Consider the following 16,129-nt stretch of genomic DNA (forward strand, 5'->3'; position numbering starts at 1 on the left):
CAACCACCTGGGACCGACTCCACCGACGACCTGTCCGCGGCCCGGGCCCGGTTCAGGAGCGGCGGAACCGCTCGTGCAGGGCGTGGACGCGGGGCGCGAGCCGGTCGTCCGGACCCTCGACGCGGACCCGCGGCGCGACCTGCTGGACCGGCAGCGGGACGACGACCGGGACGCCCTCGGCGGCCACGTCGCCGGCCGACCAGGCCCGCGACCAGGCCTGCAGCTGCGCGGTCGAGCTGGCGTAGACGATCCGGGCGAGCCCGACCCAGCCGTGCGCGGCCGCGCACATCGGGCAGTGCTCCCCGGAGGTGTAGACGGTCGCGGCTGCCCGGGCGTCCGCGTCGAGGTGCAGCGCGGCCCAGCGGGCCAGCGCGATCTCGGGGTGAGCGGTCGGGTCGCCGGTGCTGACCACCCGGTTGCGGTCCTCGGCCAGCACCGTCCCGTCGGCGCCGGCCAGCACCGAGCCGAACGGCTCGTCACCGGCGTCGACCGCCTCCTCGGCCAGCTCGACGGCGCGGGTCAGCAACCGGTGGTCGAGGTCGTCGAGGCTCACGGCGTCACCGCTCCGGACTCTCGCGCTCAGCGCAGCGGCGCGCGGGGTCCGTCCGGACGCTCCATCCGCTCGGCCACCACCGCCTCGACCAGCTGGGCGACCTGGGCCTCGGCGATCCGCTCGACCCCGGCGGCGGAGGCCGACAGGATCACCGGGTAGATCCGCCGGGTCAGGTCCGGGCCGCCGGTCGCCGAGTCGTCGTCGGCGGCGTCGTAGAGCGCCTGGATCACCGCGACCGCGGCGGCACCGAGGTCGAAGTCGGGCCGGTAGAGCTTCTTCAGTGCCCCGCGGGCGAAGATCGAGCCCGAGCCGACCGAGTAGAACTGGTGCTCCTCGTACCGGCCGCCGGTCACGTCGTAGGAGAAGATCCGGCCACGCTCCTCGGCCTCGTCCCAGCCGGCGAACAGCGGCACCGCCGCCAGCCCCTGCAGGGCCAGCCCGAGGTTGCCGCGGATCATCGTGGCCAGCCGGTTGGCCTTGCCTGAGAGCGACAGCGGAGCGCCCTCGATCTTCTCGTAGTGCTCGAGCTCGACCTGGAACAGCCCGGTCATCTCGATGCCGATGCCGGCGGTGCCGGCGAAACCGATCATCGAGTACTCGTCGGCCGGGAAGACCTTCTCGATGTCGCGCTGGGCGATCAGGTTGCCCATCGTGGCCCGTCGGTCCCCGGCCATCAGCACGCCCCCGTCGTAGCTGGCGGCGATCAGCGTGGTGGCGTGCGGGCTCAGCTCACCGGCCGAGCCGGTCGCGGCCGGTCCGGGCACCGTGCCGGCCAGGCGGCGGCCGGGGAGCACCTCGGGTGACACCTCGGCGACGAACTCGGTGAACGAGCTCGACCCGGCCCGCAGGAATGCGGCCGGCAGCCCGGCCCCGGAGCCGTGCGCGCGGGTGGCGGTCACTGGCCGCCCTTCTGGACGAACGACCGGACGAACTCCTCGGCGTTCACCTCAAGCACGTCGTCGATCTCGTCGAGCAGGGAATCGACGTCGGCGTCGAGCTCGTCCTTCTTCGCCGTGTCGGTGGTCGGGAGCTCGCTGAGCTCCTCGTCGACCTCGTCGCGACGGCTCCTGCGCTGGCTCTGCTCGGATTCGGCCATGGCACTCCCTCACCCTTCGTCGCCCGGCCCTCCGACGAGGGACGGGCTCTCAGCCTAATCCGCGCCGCCGACAGCGCCCGGGACCCGGGCGGGCGGTGGGCTCAGCCGCGGTGGCGGCGGCGGGCGCGGGCCCGGCGGATCGCCTGGACGTCGGCGACCAGGGCGCGGACGACGACGACGGTGACGGCGAGCGCGAGCAGCGTCGAGCCCACCCGCACCGCGACCGAGGTCCCGGGATCCCGCGACCCGACCGCGAGGGTGACCACGACCAGTCCGAGGAACGTCGCGACCGGGACGCCGATCACCAGGACCAGCACCCGGAACACCCGCCAGCCGGCCCGGTCCGGGTCCGACGGGTGGTACCGCTCGGTGAGCAGCGGGTCCACCCCGGGGTGCCGCCGACGCCACCAGAACCGCTGCATGCCGATCCGGACCAGGGTCAGCCCGGGCACCCCGAGCAGGAAGAACAGGCCGGTCAGGAGGCCGACGTGCCGGCCGAGGTCACCTCGGGCGGCCGGGACGACCAGGGCGGTCAGCCCGAGGCCGAACAACAGCACCCCGAACACCACCGTGGGCAGCGGCGGCGCCCCGCTGAGCGGATAGTCCATCCAGGTGTGCGGGGCCGGGTCGGCCTTGGCCGCGGCGAGGTCACCCGGAGCGGCCGGCGCGCGGTCGGGTCGCGTGCGGGTCATCGGCCCAGCGCGTCGAACAGGCTGGCCACGTCGTCGCAGCGGTCCAGCAGCTCGCCCACCTGCTCCTGGGTGCCGCGCAGCGGGTCGAGCAGCGGCACCCGTTGCAGGGCCGGGCGGCCGGGCACGTCGAAGATCACCGAGTCCCAGGAGGCGGCGACCACGTCGGCGGAGAACTTGTCCATCACCCGGCCGCGGAAGTAAGCGCGGGTGTCGGTCGGCGGCTGGGTGCGCGCCGCCTCGATCTCGGCGTCGTCGAGCAGCCGCTGCAGGCTCCCCCGTCGCACCAGGGCGGCGTAGAGGCTCCGCTGCGGGCTGACGTCGGCGTACTGGAGGTCGATCAGGCTGAGCTTGGCCGCGTCCCAACCGAGTCCGTCGCGCTGCCGGTAGGACTCGAGCAGGGCCAGCTTGGCCACCCAGTCGAGCCGGTCGGCGAGCCGGGTCGGGTCGTCGCGCAGGGTGTCCAGCACCTCCTGCCAGCGGGTCACCAGGTCGGCGTTCTCCCGGCGCTGGGCGTCCGGCAGGTCGGCCCCGCGTCCGTCCAGCCAGCGCAGGCAGGCGTCCAGGTAGACCTGCTGCAGGTCAACCGCGGTCATCCGCCGTCCGTCGGCCAGGGCCAGCAGCGCGGTGCACGACGGGTCGTGGCTGACCTGCTGCATCGCCGGGACGGCCCGGAGCAGCCGCAGCCCGGCACCGGCCGGGCCGACGCCCAGCGTGCCGGCCTCGATCATCTGCAGCACCAGGGCCGCGGTACCGACCTTGAGGTAGGTGGAGATCTCGCTGCGGTTGGCGTCGCCGGTGATCACGTGCAGCCGGCGGTGCCGGGCGGCGTCGGCGTGCGGCTCGTCGCGGGTGTTGATGATCGGCCGGTTGAGGGTGGTCTCCAGCCCCACCTCGGCCTCGAAGAAGTCGGCCCGCTGGCTGAGCTGGAAGCCGGCCGTCTCGCTGGCCTGCCCGATCCCCACCCGGCCGGCGCCGGTGACCACCTGGCGCGAGACCAGGAACGGGGTGAACTGGCTGACGATCCGGTCGAACGGGGTTTGCCGGTCGAGCAGGTAGTTCTCGTGGGTGCCGTAGGAGGCGCCCTTGCCGTCGGTGTTGTTCTTGTAGAGCCGGACCGGGCGGCCGAGCCGCTGGGTGGCCTGCTCGGCGGCGATGGCCATCACCCGGTCGCCGGCCTGGTCGTAGCGGACGACCGCGCGGGCCGAGGTCACCTCGGGCGAGGAGTACTCGGGGTGCGCGTGGTCGACGTAGAGCCGGGCGCCGTTGGTGAGGATGACGTTGGCCATCCCGAGGTCGCTGTCGGTGAGCTGGTCGGGGTGGGCCTGGTTGCGGGCCACCTCGTAGCCGCGGACGTCGCGCAGCGGCGACTCCGTCTCGTAGTCCCAGCCCGCGTCCCGGCCGGCACCCGGGCCCGAGGCGTACGCCGCGTAGGCCTTGACGACGTGGTTGGACAGCTGCATCGGGTGCAGTTCCTCGCCGACCGGCTGGCCGAGCGCCGAGATCCCGTACTCGGTCTCGATGCCCAGCACCCGGCCGCGGGACGGGTCGCTGACGTGCGGCTCCTGCATGACACGCAGCATGCCAGGACGGTGGGTGCAGGCCGGTCGCGGTCGGATCCGGGGCTCAGCCCGGCCCCACCGTCTGGTTCCGCGCCCGGTGGCTGGCTAGAGTCGGACCGGTTCGGAGTGGTCTGGACCGCGCGTCGGGGGGCGCACGCATGACGACACATCTGGAGCCGCACGACCGGATCGGTGCGGCGGGCGCAGGCTCCGGCCTGCAGACGGACGAGGAATCGATGGCACTCAGGGCGGCGCGGGCCGCGGCGGTCGACGTGATCGTCGTGCTGTTCTTCGCGCTGGTGGGGCGGCACGCGCACGACGAGTCGGGTGACGTCGTCGGTGTGGTCGTGACCGCCTGGCCGTTCCTGGTCGGCACGCTGGTCGGGTCGCTGGTCGCGCGCACCTGGCGGTCGGTGACCGCCCCGACGGCCACCCGGACGGCGCTGATCGTCTGGGTCAGCACGGTGCTGCTCGGGATGGTGCTGCGGGTGCTGTCCGGCAGCACCGCCCAGTGGTCGTTCGTCCTGGTGGCCACGGTGGTGCTCGGGGTGCTGCTGGTCGGGTGGCGGGTCGCGGCCCGCGCCACCCGGCGGGCGCGCCGGCGGATCGAGACCCGGATGGACCGCACCCGCTCGAGCTCCGGCCACTGAGCCGACCCGCCGCTCCGGGCCCCCCACGCGGCCCGGGACGGCGACGAGGAGCGATCGGAGGCTCAGCCCAGCCGGGCCGCGACTCCCAGCAACCCGGGTCCGCGCAGCGGGGACGCCGGATCGGTGTCCTCGCCGCGCCGCCGGTACTCCCCCGGCGGGCAGCCGTAGACCCGCGAGAAGCGGTGCGAGAAGTGGTACGGGTCGGCGAAGCCGGTGGCCGCGGCGATCGCGGCCAGCGGCGTGTTGCTGCGCTGCAGCGCGGTCGCGGCCCGGGACAGCCGCACCAGCTCGAGCGCCTCGGCCGGGCCGACGCCGAACCGCTGCCGGAACAGCCGGAAGACGTGGCCGCGGGAGATGCCGGCCGCCTCGGCCAGCCGGTCGACCCCGACGATCGACGGGCCGTCCTGCGCCCAGGCCGCGGCCACGGCGTCCCAGACCGCGGTGAGCGGGTCGTCGGCGGTGCGGTCGTCCCCGCCGGCGGGGTGCAGCGCGGGCTCGCCGACGAACACCATCACCAGCACCGCCAGCAGCTCGTCGACCCGGCGAGCCAGCGCGGCCCGCTCCTGCAGGTCGGTGCCACCGGTGCGGATGGTCAGCTCACCGAGGTGCTCGCAGAGCGCCCCGAGCAGCGGCAGCTCGTCGAAGCTGCGGACCTGGGCTCCCCGCGGGGCGTCGAAGCCGGGCGTGGGCACCCGGAAGTGCGCGTACCGGTGCCGCGTCGGCCGGTCGGCGGCCCAGAAGAACCGGTCCCACTGGCCCGGGAACCCGAGGCTGAGCCGCCCGGGTCGCAGCTCGTGCACCTGTCGCTCGCCCCCGAGGGTCTCGACCTCCCAGCGGGCCGAACCGTGGGTCAGCCAGACGAACTCGTGGTCGCTCAGCCGACGGCGCCCGAAGGTGGCCCCGGGCTGGTAGTCGGCGGTCAGCACGCCGGTGCGCGACCGGACCAGCGGCCGGGTCGACGGCGTCGGCGCCTGGTCCGGTGGGAACAAGGTCACGATCAGACAATAGGAGGTGCGGGGAAGACATTGGCTCCCCGTGCCGCGACGGCGAGGATCGTGGTCATGACCAGCACCATCGCCCGCAACCGTCTGGACGCCCACACCTTCACCGGTCCGGGGCCGGAGCTCCGCGCCTCGTTCGCGGAGAACGGCTTCGTTCTGCTCGACGGCGCGCTCGACGCCGCTGAGCTCGAGGCCATCCGCACCGAGGCCGTGCGGTTCTGCCGCGGCGAGCTCGGCGAGATCATCGGCGCCGAGGACGTCGCACGATCCGACACAAGTGGGTTGAGCGACGAGGACGTACTGCGCCAGTTCCTCTGCATCCACCAGCCGCACAAGGTGTCGGACGTGGCGATGCGGTTGCTGCGGCACCCGAAGATCGTCTCGGTGATGACCGACGTGATCGGGCCGAACGTCAAGTCGATGCAGTCGATGTTGTTCGTGAAGTCCGAGGGCCGGCCGGGTCAGCCGTGGCACCAGGACGAGTTCTTCATCCCGACCCGGGACCGGTCGCTGACCGCGGCCTGGATCGCCCTCGACGACGCCACCGTCGAGAACGGCTGCCTCTGGGTGCTGCCCGGCTCGCACAAGCGCGGCGTGCTCTACCCCGACCGCAAGCAGGACGACCCGCGCTTCGACTGCTCGATCGAGGCCTACGACTTCCCCTACCACGACGAGGACGCCGTCCCGGTGGAGATCCCGGCCGGCACCGCGATCATCTTCAACGGCTACCTGCTGCACCGGTCGCTGCAGAACTCCGGCAAGCACGGCTTCCGCCGCGCCCTGACCAACCACTACATGAGCGCGGAGTCGCTGCTCCCCTGGGCCGCCCTGCCGGCGGACACCCACATCGGCAAGCACGACTACCGCGACATCGTCCTGGTCGCCGGCGAGGACCCCTACGCCTACAAGGGCACCGAGGACATCGCCCGCCCGCACTCCCGCCCCGACAAGGACGGCGGCTGCGACCGCTGGTGACCCAGCCCCGCTGACCGATCCCACTGAGCCTGTCGGAGTGCTTCGCGCACGTCGACAGGCTCAGTGCACGTGAGTGGGCCCGCGCGTTGAGCCTGCCGAAACGCTCCCGGCGCACTTCGACAGGCTCAGTGCACGTGAGTGGGCCCGCGCGTTGAGCCAGTCGAAACGCTCCCGGCGCACTTCGACAGGCTCAGTGCACGTGAGTGGGCCCGCGCGTTGAGCCAGTCGAAACGCTCCCGGCGCACTTCGACAGGCTCAGTGCACGTTCTGAGGCCCTTCGACAGGCTCAGTGCACGGTGTGGGGCACGTCGACATGCTCAGTGCACGTGCTGGGGCACTGCGACAGGCTCAGTACACGTCGTCGCGAAGTCCGCGGGCAGGGAGCCGACTCGTCGGGCGCGGAGCGCAAGGCCGAGCGCGTCGGGAGTGCAGGAAGCGGGTTGCGTGGAACACGCTTTTCGTTCCACGCAACCCGCGACGAACGAGCGACTCAAGCGAGGCCGAGCACCGCGCCCGAGATCACAGGTACTGCCCGGTGTTGCTCACGGTGTCGATCGAACGGCCGGGCTGGGTGCCCTTGTTCGAGCTGATCAGAGTACGGATGAAGACGATCCGCTCGCCCTTCTTGCCCGAGATCCGGGCCCAGTCGTCCGGGTTCGTGGTGTTGGGCAGGTCCTCGTTCTCGGCGAACTCGTCGACGCACGCCTGCAGCAGGTGCCCGATCCGCAGGCCCTTGATGCCGGTGTCGAGCACGTCCTTGATCGCCATCTTCTTGGCCCGGTCGACGATGTTCTGGATCATCGCGCCCGAGTTGAAGTCTTTGAAGTAGAGGACCTCCTTGTCGCCGCCGGCGTAGGTGACCTCGAGGAACTGGTTCTCCTCGGTGTCCTCGTACATCCGCTCGACCGTGCGCTCGATCATCGCCGCCACGCAGCGGTGCGGGTCGCCCCCGAACTCGGCCAGGTCGTCGGCGTGCAGCGGCAGCGTCGGCGTCAGGTACTTGCTGAAGATGTCCCGCGCGCTCTCGGCGTCGGGGCGCTCGATCTTGATCTTGACGTCGAGCCGGCCCGGCCGCAGGATCGCCGGGTCGATCATGTCCTCCCGGTTCGAGGCGCCGATGATGATCACGTTGTCGAGACCCTCGACGCCGTCGATCTCGCTCAGCAGCTGCGGGACGATGGTGTTCTCGACGTCGGAGGACACCCCCGACCCGCGGGTGCGGAACAGCGAGTCCATCTCGTCGAAGAAGACGATCACCGGCATGCCGTCGGAGGCCTTCTCGCGGGCCCGCTGGAAGACCAGCCGGATGTGCCGCTCGGTCTCGCCGACGTACTTGTTGAGCAGCTCGGGGCCCTTGATGTTGAGGAAGAAGCTGCGTCCCTCGCGACCGGTCCGCTCGCTGACCTTCTTGGCCAGGCTGTTGGCCACGGCCTTGGCGATCAGCGTCTTGCCGCAGCCGGGCGGGCCGTAGAGCAGGATGCCCTTCGGCGCCTTGAGCTCGTGCTCGGCGAACAGATCCTTGTGCAGGAACGGCAGCTCGACCGCGTCCCGGATGGCCTCGATCTGGCTGCCCAGGCCGCCGATCACCGAGTAGTCGATGTCCGGCACCTCCTCGAGCACCAGCTCCTCGACGTCGAGCTTGGGCACCCGCTCGTAGGCGAAGTGCACCCGACGGTCGATCAGCAGCGAGTCCCCGGCGCGGAGCGGCAGGTCCTTGAGCTTGTGCGCGACCCGGACGACGCTCTCCTCGTCGCCGTGGCCGATGATCAGCCCGCGCTCGCCGTCGGCCAGCATCTCCTTGAGGGTGACGACCTCGCCGACCTCGTCGAACTCGAGCACACCGACGACGTTGAGCGCCTCGTTGAGGATGACCTCGCGGCCGCGCTCGAGCGGGTCGAGGTCGACGTCGGGGCTGACCGCGACCCGGAGCTTGCGCCCGGCGGTGAAGATGTCCGCGGTGTGCTCGTCGACGGCCTCGAGGAAGACCCCGAAGCTGGCCGGCGGCTGGGCCAGCCGGTCCACCTCGGTCTTGAGCGAGACGATCTGGTCGCGCGCCTCGCGCAGGGTGGCGGCCAGCCGCTCGTTGTTGGCGGCGGCGGTCCGCGCGTCGGCGCGGGCGTCGGCCAGCCGGCGCTCGAGCAGGGCCAGGTCGTGGGGGTGGGTCGACACGCGTTCACGCAGGCGGTTGACCTCGGCGGTCAGGTGTTCGATCCGTTCGCCGGTGGCGTCGGGATCACCCGGCCGGTACTGCGACTCCGTCATCGAGAACCTCCTTTTCGATCACAGTACCCGCGGCTTCGGACAGCCAGGGGCATTGCCGGTACGCGGTCTGTGACAGTGCGGTAACGCCGTGTGACGCGCGTCTCGCGAGGCGGCGACACGCTGAGAAAGGCGTCGACCGGTGGTCGGATCGCGCTTCGACAGGCTCAGCGCGCGGAGGTCTGTGCTCCGCGCGTGTCCGGCTCGCCCCCCGCCACCTCCACCTCGCACCCCGCCACCTCGCACCCGCTGCGGCCACCTCGCACCGGGTATGGGCGGTGCGAGGTGGCCGCGGGGCGTGCGACGTGGGTCAGCGGGCCCGGTCGCCGGGGCGTGTGACGTGGGTCAGCGCGCGAAGGTCGGCGTGCCGCCACCTCGGGCGGGCGACCTGGGGGTCAGCGGGCCTCGGCCGGCGGGGCCTCGCGGCGCGGGCCGGTGTAGTCCTCGCCGTACGCGCCGGGGGCGGGGCGACGCTTCTTGACCGGGGCGACGACGCCGGGGGCGAGCCGCCGGGCGGTGATCAGGAACCCGGTGTGGCCGACCATGTTGTGCGCCGGACGCACGGCCAGCCCCTCGGCGTGCCAGGCCCGGACCAGCGTCTCGGTCGCCTCGGGCTCGGTGAACCCGGTGTGCGCCCGGAGCGTCTCGACGGTCCGGCCGAGCTGGGTGGTGGTGGCCACGTAGGCGCAGAACACCCCGCCCGGCTCGAGCACCCGTGCCACCCCGTCGACGCACTCCCAGGGCGCCAGCATGTCGAGCACCACCCGGTCCACCGGACCGACCGCGGTCGCCGCGTCGGGCGCGTCGAGGGCCTCCACCAGATCGCCGACCCGGAGGTCCCAGCACGGGTGACCGGAGTCGAGCGGTGCGGTGGACCCGGTGCCGAAGAAGTTGGCCACGTTGCGGGCTGCCACCTCGGCGAAGTCCTCGCGCCGCTCGTAGGACGTGAGCCGGCCGGTCGGCCCGACCGCCCGGAGCAGCGCGCAGCTCAGCGCACCGGACCCGGCACCGGCCTCGAGCACCCGGGCGCCGGGGAAGACGTCGGTGCCCATCACGATCTGGGCGGCGTCCTTGGGATAGACGACCTGGGCGCCGCGGGGCATCCGGGTGGTGAACTCGGCCATCAGCGACCGGAACGCCAGGTACTGGACGCCCTGCGCCGAGCTGACCACCACCCCCTCGGGACCGCCGATCAGGTCGTCGTGGGCGATCCCGCCCTTGGTGGTGTGGAAGGTCTTGCCCGCGGTCAGCAGCAGCGAGTGCCGACGGCCCTTGGGGTCGGTCAGGGTGACCCGCTCCCCCGGCTGCAGCGGTCCGGTCCGCACACCGGACCACACCGGCAGCGACCCGCTCGTGTCCTGGTCAGGCACTGGTGATCCCCCACAGCCCGAGCTGCCAGCCCGGCCCGAACGAGGTGGCCGCGATCTTGACGCCCGGCCCGGCGAAGACGTCCTCGTCCTTCTGGGTCAGCGGCAGCACCACGTCGTCCTTCGCGTCCTGGGTCTGGATGGTGGCCAGCGCGGCGTTCCGGGCGGCCTCGGTGTCGGCCACCCGCGCCTGGACGGCGGCCTTGTCGACCACCGACTCGCTCGACCTGATCGGGTCGTCCAGATAGGGCTGCAGCCACGAGATCGCGGTCGGGGTCCAGGCCTTGCGGTCCTCGAGCAGCAGGTCGGTGTCGGGGTCGTCGGGCCGCAGCCGGACGCTCATCCCGCCGGTGTTCTCCAGCCGGTTGCGGATCTGGTTGGCCAGGTCGGCGCCGTCCGGCACGCCCGAGTCGTAGCCGAGGGTGAGCGGGATCCGTTTGCTCCAGCCGACCTCGGCCTTGCTCTTGCCGCCGAGCGGGAACGAGGCCTTGTGCCCGGGCACCTGCGGCGGGACCACCGAGTCGAGCGTCCGGTCCTCCTGCAGCGCCCCGCTGATCACCTCGCGCAGATCGGCGTCGGAGCGGAACCGCGAGGTCGGGTTCCAGCGCAGCTGGAGCACCCGGGCGCCGGGCAGCACCCGCTCGGTGTAGCCGGCGGTGGTGGTCTTGTTCGGCGAGCTCTGCAGCTGGCTGGCCAGCCGGGCCAGCGCCGCCGAGGACAGCCCGCGCCAGACCAGGTCGGCCTTGCGCTGCTTCATCGCCTCCTCGATGGTGGCCGAGTCGGGCTCGGTGAGCACCTGGAGGCCGTCGAGGGCGGCGGCGGTCCGCCCGACGTAGTCGTCGAAGCGGGTCAGGGCCAGCCGGTTCTTGGTGAACGACGCGACCTGGAACGGGCCGGACCCGACGATCGGGGCGTCGTTGGCCTGCAGCTCGTCGGGGCTGTAGATCCGCCGGTCGACGATGGAGGCGGCCGGGGTGGCCAGCGCCCAGCCGAACTGGCGGTCGTAGCGGCTGAGCACGAAACGGACGGTCAGCGCGTCCGGGGTCTCGATCTTGCGCAGCGAGTCGAAGGCCGAGACCGACGAGCCCGGCACGTCGAGCCGGATCGCCCGGTCGATGCTGAACTTGACGTCCGCGGAGGTGATCGGGTCGCCGTTGGAGAACTTCGCGTTCTCGTTCAGCGTGCAGGTGAAGGTGGTCGGCGAGCTGAACTCGCAGTCGCGGGCCAGGTCCGGCTTGAACGCGTAGACACCGGGTGCCACCTCGGCCTCGCCCGGGTCGGAGCTGAGCAGCCGCTGGAACACGTTGAGCACCAGGATCATCGAGCCCTGGTCGGTGACGGCGGCCGGGTCGGCGGTGACGATCCGGTCGGTGGTCATCACCGTGAACGGCCGCGGCGTGGCGCTGCCACCGGGGGTCGGCGACGGGGCCGGCGCGGGGTCGCCGGTGCAGCCGGCCACCAGCAGCACCAGGGCGCCGAACGCCGCGCCGACCGCGGCCCGCAGCCGGCGGCCCGGCGGGGCCTCACGCATCGGTGTCCGCGGCCAGTCGCTCGACCAGCCCGAGGAGTGCCGGGACGTCCATCCCGGCCAGGGTGTCGACCACCACCCGGCGCGGCGCCCGGGGCAGCGGGACGATGTGCTCGATCCCGACCACCATCGCGCCGGCCGCGTTGCCCGACTGCGCTCCGGGCGGGCTGTCCTCGAAGACCACGCAGGCACGCGGGTCGACGTCGAGCAGCCGGGCCGCGGTGACGTAGGGCTCGGGGTGCGGCTTGCCCTCGGTGACCTCGTCGCCGGCCACCGAGACCTCGAAGGTGCCCTCGGGCAGCCGGGCGATCGCCGCGTCGAGCAGCACCCGGTAGGAGGCGGACACCAGCGCGCACCGGATCCCGGCCTCGCGCAGCGCGGAGAGCAGCTCGAGCGCCCCGGGACGCCACGGGATCGGGTGGGTGCGGATGTGGTCGACCACCTGGGTGATCAGCTGGTCGACGATCCAGGCCGGCTCGAGGTCCGGCCGGCCGATCGCGTTGGCGATGTAGGCCCCCGACTCGAGCAGCGAGTTGCCGACCAGCTGGTGGGCGTGCTCGTCGTTCCACTCACCGCCGAGCCCGCCGATCAGGTCGTACTCGGCGGCGATCCAGATCGGTTCGGTGTCGACCAGGGTGCCGTCGAAGTCCCAGAGGGCGGCGGCGGGTCGGCTCGTCGCGGTCGGTGTGGTGGTCGGCAGGGTGGTCGGTGTGGCTGCGGAGCTCGCGGAGTCGGTGGTCATGGCGTGCGTCATCCTCCCAAAGCCCGCGCCGGAACCACGACTCGACGCCCGGTCCGCTGGGTCCGGTGCCAGGGAACGGCGGGGCTCACCGGGCGTTGAAGTACTTGGCCTCGGGGTGGTGGACGATCATCGCGTCGGTCGACTGCTCGGGGTGCAGCTGCAGCTCCTCGCTGAGCTCGACGCCGATCCGCCCGGGCCGGAGCAGCTCGACCAGCTTGGCCCGGTCCTCCAGGTCGGGGCAGGCCGGGTAGCCGAAGCTGTAGCGCGACCCGCGGTAGGCCTGGTCGCGGATCATCGCGTCCATCGCCCCGTTGTCGCCGGCGAACCCCAGCTCCGTGCGGATCCGGTCGTGCCACAGCTCGGCCAGCGCCTCGGTCAGCTGGACGCTCAGCCCGTGCAGCTCGAGGTAGTCGCGGTAGGCGTTGGCCGCGAACAGCTCCCCGGTCACCTCCGAGACCCGGGCGCCCATGGTGACCAGGTGGAACGCGATCACGTCCGGGCCCTTCTCCTTGGCCTGCTCGACGCTGCGGAAGAAGTCGGCCAGGCACAGCCGCCGCCCACGACGCTGCCGCGGGAAGGTGAACGAGCAGCGGACCGCGGTCGGGTCGCCGACGTCCGGACGGGCCGGGTCGAGGACGAACACCGTGTTGCCCGAGCTGTAGGCCGGCCAGTAGGCGTAGACGACGGCGAACTCGGCGATGGCCTCGCGCTGGATCCGGTCCAGCCAGCTGCGCAGCCGGGGACGGCCCTCGGTCTCCACCAGCTCCTCGTAGCTGGTGCCGCCGCGGGTGCCCTTGAGCCCCCACTGCCCCATGAAGGTGGCCCGCTCGTCGAGGTAGTCGGCGACCTCGGCCAGCGCGATGCCCTTGACGATCCGGTCGCCCCAGAACGGCGGTGTCGGCACGTCGACGTCCGGGGCCACGTCGGAGCGCTCGGTCGGCTCGGCGTCCGGACCCGGACCGGCGAGCTCCGCGGCTTCGGCGTCCTCTTGTCCGACCCGCGGCCGGGCCCGGACCCGCCGCTCGCGCGGGGCCGGCAGCGAGGCACCCTCCTCGCCGCGCTTGACCGCCATCAGCGCGTCCATCAGCCGCAGCCCCTCGAAGGCGTCGCGGGCGTAGCGGACCTCGCCGGCGAAGATCTCGCGCAGGTCCTGCTCGACGTAGGCGCGGGTCAGCGCCGCACCGCCGAGGAAGACCGGGAAGTCGGCGGCGATCCCGCGGTCGTTGAGCTCCTGGAGGTTCTCCTTCATCACCACGGTGCTCTTGACCAGCAGCCCGGACATCCCGATCGCGTCGGCCTTGTGCTCGACCGCGGCGTCGATGATCGTCCCGATCGGCTGCTTGATGCCCAGGTTGACCACGGTGTAGCCGTTGTTGGTCAGGATGATGTCGACCAGGTTCTTGCCGATGTCGTGGACGTCGCCCTTGACCGTGGCCAGCACGATCGTGCCCTTGCCCGCGCTGTCGGTCTTCTCCAGGTGCGGCTCGAGGTAGGCCACCGCGGTCTTCATCACCTCGGCCGACTGGAGCACGAACGGCAGCTGCATCTCCCCCGAGCCGAACAGCTCGCCGACCACCTTCATCCCGGCCAGCAGGTCGGTGTTGATGATCTCCAGCCCGGGCTTGTCGGCGAGCGCCAGGTCGAGGTCGGCCTCGAGCCCCTTGGCCTCGCCGTCGATGATCCGACGCTGTAGCCGCTCACCCACCGGGAGCGCGGCCAGCTCGGCGGCCCGCTCGGCCCGCGAGTCCGCGGCCGTGACGCCGGCGAACAGCTCGAGGAAGGTCTGCAGCGGGTCGTAGGCCGGTTCGTCGCCGGTCGCCGGCCGACGGCGGTCGTAGACCATGTCGAGCGCGACCCGGCGCTGGTCGTCCGGGATCCGGTTCATCGGGACGATCTTCGCCGCGTGCACGATCGCCGAGTCGAGTCCGGCCTCGACGCACTCGTGCAGGAACACCGAGTTGAGCACGATCCGGCCCGCCGGGTTCAGACCGAAGCTGATGTTGGACAGTCCCAGGGTGGTCTGCACCTCGGGCCAGCGGCGCTTGATCTCCCGGATCGCCTCGATGGTCTCGATCCCGTCGCGCCGGGTCTCCTCCTGACCGGTGGCGATCGGGAAGGTCAGCGCGTCGATGATGATGTCGGACTGCGCGATCCCCCAGTTCGTGGTGAGGTCGTCGATCAGCCGCTCGGCCACCCGGACCTTCCACTCCCGGGTGCGGGCCTGGCCCTCCTCGTCGATGGTCAGCGCGACCACCGCGGCGCCGTAGCGGCGGACCAGCGCGGCGATCCTGGCGAACCGGCTGTCGGGGCCGTCGCCGTCCTCGTAGTTGACCGAGTTGACCACGCACCGCCCGGCCAGGCTGGACAGCCCCGCCTCGAGCACCGCGGGTTCGGTCGAGTCGATCACGATCGGCAGGGTGCAGGCGGTGGCCAGCCGGGAGGCCAGCGCGCGCATGTCGGCGGGCCCGTCGCGCCCGACGTAGTCGACGTTGAGGTCGAGCAGGTGGGCGCCGTCGCGGACCTGCGCGCGGGCGATGTCGACGCAGTCGTCCCAGCGGTCCTCGAGCATCGCGGTGCGGAACGCCTTCGAGCCGTTGGCGTTGGTCCGCTCACCGATCGACAGGTAAGCGGTGTCCTGCCGGAACGGCACCTCGGCGTACAGCGAGGAGGCCGCGGCGACGTGCTCGGGACGGCGCTCGGGCAGCGCGCGCCCGGCCACCCGCTCCACCACCCGGGCCAGGTGCTCGGGGGTGGTGCCACAGCACCCACCGACCAGCCCGACCCCGAACTCGGCGGTGAACTGGTCGTGGGCGTCGGCCAGCTGCTCGGGGGTCAGCGGGTAGTAGGCGCCGTCGGCGGTCAGCTGGGGCAGGCCGGCGTTGGGCATGCAGGCGACCCCGATCCGCGCGTGCCGAGATAGGTGCCGCAGGTGCTCGCTCATCTCGGTCGGGCCGGTGGCGCAGTTGAGCCCGATCAGGTCGATGCCCAGCGGCTCGAGCGCGGCCAGCGCCGCCCCGATCTCGGAGCCGAGCAGCATCGTCCCGGTGGTCTCGACGGTCACGTTGACGATCACCGGCAGGTCGCGGCCCGACGCGGCGATGGCGTCCTTGGCGGCCAGCACCGCCGCCTTGGCCTGCAGCAGGTCCTGCGCGGTCTCGATCAGCACGGCATCGATGCCGCCGGCGATCATCGCCTCGACCTGGGTCCGGTAGCCGGCCAGGATCTGCTCGAAGCCGATGTGGCCGAGGGTGGGCAGCTTCGTGCCGGGGCCGACGCTGCCGAGCACCCAGCGCGGCCGGTCCGCGGTGCTGTGCGCGTCGGCCGACGCGCGGGCGATCCGGGCCCCCGCCTCGGCCAGCTCGGCGATCCGGTCGGCGATGTCGTACTCCCCCAGCGCCGACAGGTTGGCCCCGAAGGTGTTGGTGCCGACGCAGTCGGTGCCGACCGCGAAGTAGGCGTCGTGGATGGCCCGGACGACGTCGGGACGGGTGACGTTGAGGATCTCGTTGCAGCCCTCGAGCTGGTCGAAGTCGTCGAGGGTGAGGTCGTGTCCCTGCAGCATGGTGCCCATCGCCCCGTCGGAGACGACGATCCGCGAGGCGAGGGCGGTCCGCAGGGCGCTGATCACGGCTTCGAGGATAGGGGCCGACCCCCGGCCCACCCCGATTTGTCACATGCTGGCAGCGATCAGGTCACTGCCGCGTGGC

At 72.3% G+C, this 16,129-nt stretch carries 13 protein-coding genes; 2 read left to right on the forward strand and 11 right to left on the reverse strand.

The window, feature by feature from the left end:
• Positions 1–52 precede the first annotated feature (52 nt).
• The 5 genes from FHX74_RS13320 to dop all read right to left on the reverse strand — a co-directional run bounded on the left by FHX74_RS13320 (position 53) and on the right by dop (position 3,909).
• The gene (locus tag FHX74_RS13320) at positions 53–553 is read right to left on the reverse strand and encodes a nucleoside deaminase (protein ID WP_182560667.1); all 501 of its coding nucleotides are present in this window, start codon (positions 551–553) and stop codon (positions 53–55) included.
• Positions 554–579: 26 nt separating this feature from the next.
• Positions 580–1,452 carry a proteasome subunit beta gene (gene prcB / locus FHX74_RS13325; protein WP_182560668.1) on the reverse strand — a complete coding sequence of 291 codons (873 nt, stop codon included), beginning with the start codon at positions 1,450–1,452 and terminating at the stop codon, positions 580–582.
• Positions 1,449–1,649, reverse strand: coding sequence for a ubiquitin-like protein Pup (locus tag FHX74_RS13330; RefSeq protein WP_182560669.1), 201 nt, complete (start codon positions 1,647–1,649; stop codon positions 1,449–1,451). Before FHX74_RS13330 ends, prcB begins: the two co-directional genes overlap by 4 nt.
• Positions 1,650–1,750: 101 nt before the next feature.
• A complete protein-coding gene (locus FHX74_RS13335; protein ID WP_182560670.1) occupies positions 1,751–2,341 on the reverse strand; it encodes a hypothetical protein in 591 nt (196 codons plus the stop codon).
• Complete coding sequence (gene dop, locus FHX74_RS13340; RefSeq protein ID WP_182560671.1) at positions 2,338–3,909, reverse strand: depupylase/deamidase Dop; 1,572 nt, start codon at positions 3,907–3,909, stop codon at positions 2,338–2,340. The genes FHX74_RS13335 and dop overlap by 4 nt, the downstream gene beginning before the upstream one ends.
• Before the next feature lie 227 nt (positions 3,910–4,136).
• Here dop and FHX74_RS13345 point away from each other — a divergent pair, with 227 nt between their 5' ends.
• Positions 4,137–4,550, forward strand: a complete 414-nt coding sequence (locus tag FHX74_RS13345) for a DUF3054 domain-containing protein (RefSeq protein ID WP_182560672.1) — start codon at positions 4,137–4,139, stop codon at positions 4,548–4,550.
• Between the two features lie 62 nt (positions 4,551–4,612).
• On the opposite strand, the gene FHX74_RS13350 is transcribed toward FHX74_RS13345, so the two are convergent.
• The gene (locus FHX74_RS13350) at positions 4,613–5,545 is read right to left on the reverse strand and encodes a helix-turn-helix transcriptional regulator (RefSeq protein WP_182560673.1); all 933 of its coding nucleotides are present in this window, start codon (positions 5,543–5,545) and stop codon (positions 4,613–4,615) included.
• A gap of 66 nt (positions 5,546–5,611) precedes the next feature.
• On the opposite strand from FHX74_RS13350, the gene FHX74_RS13355 reads away from it, so the two are divergent.
• Entirely contained in the window at positions 5,612–6,526 is a 915-nt protein-coding gene (locus FHX74_RS13355) for a phytanoyl-CoA dioxygenase family protein (RefSeq protein WP_182560674.1), read from the forward strand.
• Positions 6,527–7,045: 519 nt separating this feature from the next.
• Here the strand turns inward: FHX74_RS13355 and arc are convergent.
• The 5 genes from arc to metH form a co-directional block, all read right to left on the reverse strand.
• The gene (arc, locus tag FHX74_RS13360) at positions 7,046–8,788 is read right to left on the reverse strand and encodes a proteasome ATPase (protein WP_182560675.1); all 1,743 of its coding nucleotides are present in this window, start codon (positions 8,786–8,788) and stop codon (positions 7,046–7,048) included.
• Between the two features lie 392 nt (positions 8,789–9,180).
• Positions 9,181–10,155, reverse strand: a complete 975-nt coding sequence (locus FHX74_RS13365) for a tRNA (adenine-N1)-methyltransferase (RefSeq protein ID WP_328823813.1) — start codon at positions 10,153–10,155, stop codon at positions 9,181–9,183.
• Positions 10,148–11,683 carry an ABC transporter substrate-binding protein gene (locus tag FHX74_RS13370; RefSeq protein ID WP_182560676.1) on the reverse strand — a complete coding sequence of 512 codons (1,536 nt, stop codon included), beginning with the start codon at positions 11,681–11,683 and terminating at the stop codon, positions 10,148–10,150. The genes FHX74_RS13365 and FHX74_RS13370 overlap by 8 nt, the downstream gene beginning before the upstream one ends.
• Positions 11,676–12,422, reverse strand: a complete 747-nt coding sequence (locus FHX74_RS13375) for an HAD family hydrolase (RefSeq protein ID WP_182560677.1) — start codon at positions 12,420–12,422, stop codon at positions 11,676–11,678. Before FHX74_RS13375 ends, FHX74_RS13370 begins: the two co-directional genes overlap by 8 nt.
• 85 nt (positions 12,423–12,507) lie before the next feature.
• Entirely contained in the window at positions 12,508–16,050 is a 3,543-nt protein-coding gene (gene metH, locus FHX74_RS13380; RefSeq protein ID WP_182560678.1) for a methionine synthase, read from the reverse strand.
• Positions 16,051–16,129: the final 79 nt, after the last annotated feature.

This window comes from Microlunatus kandeliicorticis (assembly GCF_014137855.1).
GTDB classification, from domain to species: domain Bacteria; phylum Actinomycetota; class Actinomycetes; order Propionibacteriales; family Propionibacteriaceae; genus Microlunatus; species Microlunatus kandeliicorticis.

Coding starts and splice junctions, on each gene's coding strand:
- FHX74_RS13375 (WP_182560677.1), bottom strand. CDS start 12,422: ATGACCACCGACTCCGCGAGCTCCGCAGCCACACCGACCACCCTGCCG.
- FHX74_RS13355 (WP_182560674.1), top strand. CDS start 5,612: ATGACCAGCACCATCGCCCGCAACCGTCTGGACGCCCACACCTTCACC.
- dop (WP_182560671.1), bottom strand. CDS start 3,909: ATGCAGGAGCCGCACGTCAGCGACCCGTCCCGCGGCCGGGTGCTGGGC.
- FHX74_RS13370 (WP_182560676.1), bottom strand. CDS start 11,683: ATGCGTGAGGCCCCGCCGGGCCGCCGGCTGCGGGCCGCGGTCGGCGCG.
- arc (WP_182560675.1), bottom strand. CDS start 8,788: ATGACGGAGTCGCAGTACCGGCCGGGTGATCCCGACGCCACCGGCGAA.
- FHX74_RS13345 (WP_182560672.1), top strand. CDS start 4,137: ATGGCACTCAGGGCGGCGCGGGCCGCGGCGGTCGACGTGATCGTCGTG.
- FHX74_RS13335 (WP_182560670.1), bottom strand. CDS start 2,341: ATGACCCGCACGCGACCCGACCGCGCGCCGGCCGCTCCGGGTGACCTC.
- FHX74_RS13330 (WP_182560669.1), bottom strand. CDS start 1,649: ATGGCCGAATCCGAGCAGAGCCAGCGCAGGAGCCGTCGCGACGAGGTC.